Consider the following 5,483-nt stretch of genomic DNA (forward strand, 5'->3'; position numbering starts at 1 on the left):
AGATCCAAAACATTGAGTAAATAAAGTGCCAGCAGCAAGTTGTCACGGGCCAAAAGAGCTTAAAGGGTAAGTATCACGAAAGACCCAAGCCCGACGCTCTGGCCGCCTGGAAAGGTTGCCTCTGAGCGCTTATGAACGTAATACGCGGGCACTGCGTTTTTTAAGTTTGCTTTTTAATGTAGTAACCAATAGTACCGCACCGCTGCACCACATCAGAAACAGCAGAATGCCGGCAGGCAAAAACAGCCAGAGCTTGGCAGACTCTGCAAACCAGCTGCCATCATGGATCGATTCAATGATGTCGGAACGGCGGTATGCGACATGCAGAATATCACCTGTTCGGGCATCAATTTGCGCTTCCCAGCGGTTGCTGGCGACGACTTTCATAATGCCTTTGTCGGGCCGAACATCAATGCGATCAATCTGTTGCCATTCGCTCACCTCAAGTTCCGGCACAGACTGAGCAACCTGTAATATTTGTTGAAAACTAATAGCGGGCGCTGTGCTCGTGCCTGTCATTGTCGGCGGTTGCACCCAATCAAATTGCTTTTTAACTTGCAGCAGAATGCCACTGCCAAACACAATCAGTGATGGGATGATAATTGCCAGAGCAAACCATAAATGAAGCTGACGGCTAAGCTGACGTAGTTTAGGATGCACTGCTAAGACCCTTTTATAATTAAAATGAAAATGTTGCCCGGCGCTCACAAAGCATGCTGCAGCAAACAAAATATCTAAAATTGATACTCGGTACCGAACACCCACTGCTGGCCGCGGGCATATGGCGCAAGATCGTCTCGGGATGTCACATAATACGCATCAGTAATATTAGTGACATTGAGCGACAGCTGCCATGCCGGTGTCAGCGCATAGTTGTAACCGATACTAAGTACATTAACACTGTTTGTCGGCAGCTCTCCAGGTACGCTATCATCAGATGCACTGCGATGCGTCAGTGCTACAAATCCTTCACTGTTTCCTGCATACACTGACAGCGACATTCTGTGCTGTGCCGGCACAATGTCAGCAATGGGCGCACCGGTATTATCTTCACCCGTCAACCATTGGCCGCCCAGTTTCAGTTCAACATCAAAACCGACAGCAGAAAACTTATGGCTCAGCTGATAGTTCACACCGGCAATTTTTGCCCGATCAAGGTTTCTATATTGCTGCAGGCTCGGCGACAGGGTGATTTGCTCGATATAATGTTGAATGTCGTGCTGAAATACTGACAGATAAAACGCTGACGACAGCGCTTTATAATGCAGTGATACATCTACATTGTTGGCGTGCTCTGAACGTAAATCCGGATCACCTAACACCTGCCCCCTGGGTGTTTCTCCGCGGTAAAAACGCTCAGTCAGACTGGGCACCCGATAGCCATGACTTATGTAGCCTGATAGCGCCCAGGTCGGCGATAGTGCATGACGATAGCCTACAAAGGCACTAACGCCGCTTTCTTGTTCAGTACTATTGCTTAAATTACTGCTTTGCGTGGTAGACGACAACCGCGTCCCCGCCGCCAACAGGCCTGACGATAACCTTTTGCTGATATCTGCCGCGCCATAAAGCTCCCATTGCTGCGCATCCAGAATACGCTGGTCGAATACCGAAGGAGCGGCAACTGATATGGCCTCCCGCTCATCAACCTGCACACCAAGACGGGCGTCAACGCCTGTACGCCAATACATAGCCCAGTCTTCTGCTGCCGCAAGCGCCAGGGTGTTGCTGATATGCATGCCGGTATTAAGCGCTGTGCTGTTTAGCGCATTAAACCGCCGTGACGGACGGGTAATATGAGTAGTCAGTAGTCAGTTGTGAGTTATGGGCATATACCGTGGCGTTGTGCCAGTCAAAAACGATTTTTGCCAGCGTATGCTCGTTTTCCGGGTAAAGGGTAAAACGGCTTGACGGATTATCAGCACTCGCCTTGGCGACATTATTTGCCGCAGAATAAAGCAATAACGCATCGCGGAGCTTGTCGCGTTCAGATTGTTTGCGCACGACCAGACTATGTTGTTCAAACCGATCCTGGATCGGCTTTGAATTGCCATCTTTACTGTTATTCGCATGTTGATGATTAATCATCCAACTGACATTGCTGGCCGCATGTTCGCCGCTAACAAGCACTTCGCGATAGTTGTTATTGGTGCCATAGCGCAATGCCAGACCAGGTGATTGCGGTATATGCAAGGTAAAATCGATGCTACCGCCAATAGCACCGGCGCCCAGCTGAGTTGACGCGACCGCTGGATAAACCCTCGCCTGACCTACCATAGAGGGCGACAAAAACTCCGCCGCGCTGCCGGCACGGCGGTCAGTGTGGATTGGTATGCCTTCTACCAGCGTTTGCACCCGCCAGCGTGCCGATCCGCGAATGTTGACGCTTTGCAACAGCCCACCCTGCCCGCTCAGATTGACCATCGGTAAATCCTGCAGCAGTGAAGCCAGACTATCGGTACTAACGTGCGTCTGGTCGATGCTATTGGTTACCGCCAATACCTCTGTCGCGGCATGCTGCACATTGGGCGCCCGGCCCATCACTTCGATCCTCAGGATGTCTTCGACATTGTCTGCATAAACCTGTGCTGCAATAAGACAGCAGGGCATTACTAATAAGTAATAAAGAAGTCTGGGCATCGAACAGGCTATTAATTATGCAACAAGAATGGCTATGCTTAAGTCAGCAGTATAAACAAGTCAGCAGTATGCTGTATGTTTTCTGACGCATATTTCGGCTTGGCTGACGAAAAGCCGTTGAACAGCCGGTCTATTCGCTTTAATCAGGTTAATGCTAAATAAATAATTACAATTACAACCCGGGGAACCTATGAATTTTCTATCTAAAGTCGCCTTGCTCACTACCTTGTGTGTATCCAGCGGGGTCTGTCTGGCTGCAGAAGAGTCAGACGACGCGGTTTTCAGTAAAAAGACCTTTAATGCATTAGAATTTCGCAACATCGGCCCGGCATATATGTCGGGCCGTATTGCAGATATTGCCGTTGATCAAACTAACCCCTCCACCTGGTACACAGCCGTTGGTTCAGGCGGCGTATGGAAAACAACTAATTCAGGAACAACCTGGACAGCTATTTTTGACGAGGAGTCGGTTTACTCCACCGGTGATGTCACCATAGATCCAAATAACCCTAATATCATCTGGGTAGGTACTGGTGAAAACAGTGGCGGGCGGCATATCAGTTTTGGTGATGGCGTATACAAATCACTGGATGGCGGTAAGACCTGGAAAAATATGGGGCTTAAGAAATCTGAGCGGATATCAGACATTATCATTCACCCGCAAAATTCTGATATCGTATGGGTGTCAGTACAAGGTCCGTTGTGGTCAAAGGGCGGTGAGCGGGGACTGTATAAAACCGTTGATGGTGGTGAAACCTGGGCACGGGTATTAGCGCCACAGGACGAATGGACCGGCGTCACCTCATTGCTGCTTGATCCGCGAAATCCCGATAAACTTTATGCTGCGACCTGGTCACGTCAGCGCACTGTTGCAAGTTATGTTGGTACCAGCGCAGCTGCTGGCATTCACACCTCTGATGATGGCGGTAACAGCTGGACCAAACTCGAAACGGGGTTACCAGAGGGCAATATGGGTAAGATTGGTTTAGCCATTTCGCCAATGAAACCAGACGTATTATACGCAACAATCGAAACCGATAATCGCAAGGGTGGCTTTTACCGCTCTGAAAATCGCGGCGCAAGCTGGCAGCGCGTGTCAGATGAAGTCGGCGGCGGAACGGGACCCCACTACTATCAGGAAATTTTCGCCGACCCACATCAGTTTGACCGCGTTTACATTGCCAGTAATTACAGCAAAGTGTCAGACGATGGTGGCAAAACCTGGACACCTATTAATACAGAACGCAAACATGTTGATGACCATGCCATGGCGTTTCACCCGACCGATCCCGATTTTGTCCTGATGGGGTCTGATGGCGGGATTTATATGTCACATGACCGTATGGCAAAGTGGCGTTTTATTGCTAACCTGCCGCTTACCCAATTTTATAAAATTGCCGTGGACGACGCTGAACCGTTTTATACCATTTATGGGGGTACCCAGGACAACTCGACCCAGGGCGGACCTTCACGCACTAATCGCAGTGAGGGTATTAAAAATAAAGACTGGTTTTTAACCCTTGGCGGCGATGGGCATCAGCCAGCCATTGAGCCCGGTAACCCCAATATCATGTATTCCCAGTGGCAACAGGGCAACCTGGCACGGCGGGATTTAAAAACCAAAGAGAATGTGTACATTCAGCCGCAACCCCGTCCGGGTGAGCCAGCCGAGCGATATAACTGGGATGCACCGATCAATGTGTCATCCCACGATCCGAAACGGCTGTATTTTGCGTCACAACGTGTCTGGCGCTCTGATGATCGCGGCGATAGCTGGGTAGCGGTATCGGCTGACCTGACCAAAAACGGTAATCGGATGCACCTGCCTGTCATGGGCCGCACCTGGTCAGTTGAAGCCGGTTGGGATCTTTATGCAATGTCTGAGTATCACACTATTGCCAATTTTGCTGAAAGCCCGGTTGATCAGAACATTTTGTGGGCAGGTACCGATGACGGTCTGATCCAGGTAACCACAGACGGGGGCAAAAATTGGAAAAAAATTGAGCTGGACGATATAAAAGGCGTGCCTGCCACCGCCTATGTAAACGATATCCGTGCTGATTTATTCGATCCCAATACGGTTTACGTGGCATTAGATAATCACAAATACGGTGATTTTAAGCCTTACTTAATCAAATCTACTGATTTAGGTCGTAAATGGACATCACTCGCTGCCAGCCTGCCGGAGAAACACCTGGTCTGGCGTATTGTGCAAGATCATATCAACCAGGATCTGATGTTTATCGGCACAGAGTTTGGGGTATTTTTCACTGTCGATGGCGGCAAAGAATGGCTTGAACTTGACGGCGGGATACCAACAATTTCTACCCGTGATGTACAAATTCAGCGGCGTGAAAACGATTTAGTCGCCGGCACCTTTGGGCGCGGTATCTACATCCTGGATGACTATGCGCCGTTACGTGCCTTAACGCCAAAAGCATTGGAACAAGATGCCCTGCTGTTCGCGCCCAGCCGGCCGGTAAAGTGGTTCAGGCTTGATGAAAATCATGCCGACACCGATGGCGATGATCAGTATGTTGCTGAAAATCCGCCACACGGTGCAACGCTGACCTACTATCTGAAAGACAGCCTGCTGACCGACCAGGAAAAACGCCAGCAAGCCGAGAAGAAAATGGTTAAGGAACAGAAGTATCCTAAATATCCGGACTGGGAGACCATTGAAGCAGAAAATGACGCCGCCAAACCGGCTGTGTATATCGAGATCACCGATAGCCAACAGCAAGTGATCAACCGCGTTGCCGGCGACACCAAAAAAGGCCTGCATCGGATTACCTGGGATATGACCTTTGCCCCGCAAAGTGCAGTAGTAAAGGTCAGCAAGG

At 49.7% G+C, this 5,483-nt stretch carries 4 protein-coding genes; 1 reads left to right on the forward strand and 3 read right to left on the reverse strand.

All coding sequences use genetic code 11. From position 1 onward, the window contains the following. Positions 1–129: 129 nt before the first annotated feature. The 3 genes from R3177_RS12835 to R3177_RS12845 form a co-directional block, all read right to left on the reverse strand. Complete coding sequence (locus tag R3177_RS12835; protein WP_318971426.1) at positions 130–660, reverse strand: PepSY-associated TM helix domain-containing protein; 531 nt, start codon at positions 658–660, stop codon at positions 130–132. 74 nt (positions 661–734) lie between these two features. Continuing rightward, positions 735–1,739, reverse strand: a complete 1,005-nt coding sequence (locus R3177_RS12840; protein ID WP_318971427.1) for a TonB-dependent receptor domain-containing protein — start codon at positions 1,737–1,739, stop codon at positions 735–737. Positions 1,740–1,770: 31 nt separating this feature from the next. Further along, positions 1,771–2,640: a TonB-dependent receptor plug domain-containing protein gene (locus tag R3177_RS12845; RefSeq protein WP_318971428.1), complete on the reverse strand. Its 870-nt coding sequence runs from the start codon at positions 2,638–2,640 to the stop codon at positions 1,771–1,773. Positions 2,641–2,830: 190 nt separating this feature from the next. Here R3177_RS12845 and R3177_RS12850 point away from each other — a divergent pair. Further along, a partial coding sequence (locus tag R3177_RS12850; RefSeq protein ID WP_318971429.1) for a VPS10 domain-containing protein occupies positions 2,831–5,483 on the forward strand: 2,653 nt, incomplete at its 3' end.

The sequence above is a fragment of the Arsukibacterium sp. genome (assembly GCF_033722355.1).
Classification (GTDB): domain Bacteria; phylum Pseudomonadota; class Gammaproteobacteria; order Enterobacterales; family Alteromonadaceae; genus Alishewanella.

What these genes read in the sequence shown, in the direction of transcription:
- R3177_RS12840 (WP_318971427.1), bottom strand. Translation starts at nt 1,739, where the DNA reads ATGCATATCAGCAACACCCTGGCGCTTGCGGCAGCAGAAGACTGGGCT.
- R3177_RS12845 (WP_318971428.1), bottom strand. Translation starts at nt 2,640, where the DNA reads ATGCCCAGACTTCTTTATTACTTATTAGTAATGCCCTGCTGTCTTATT.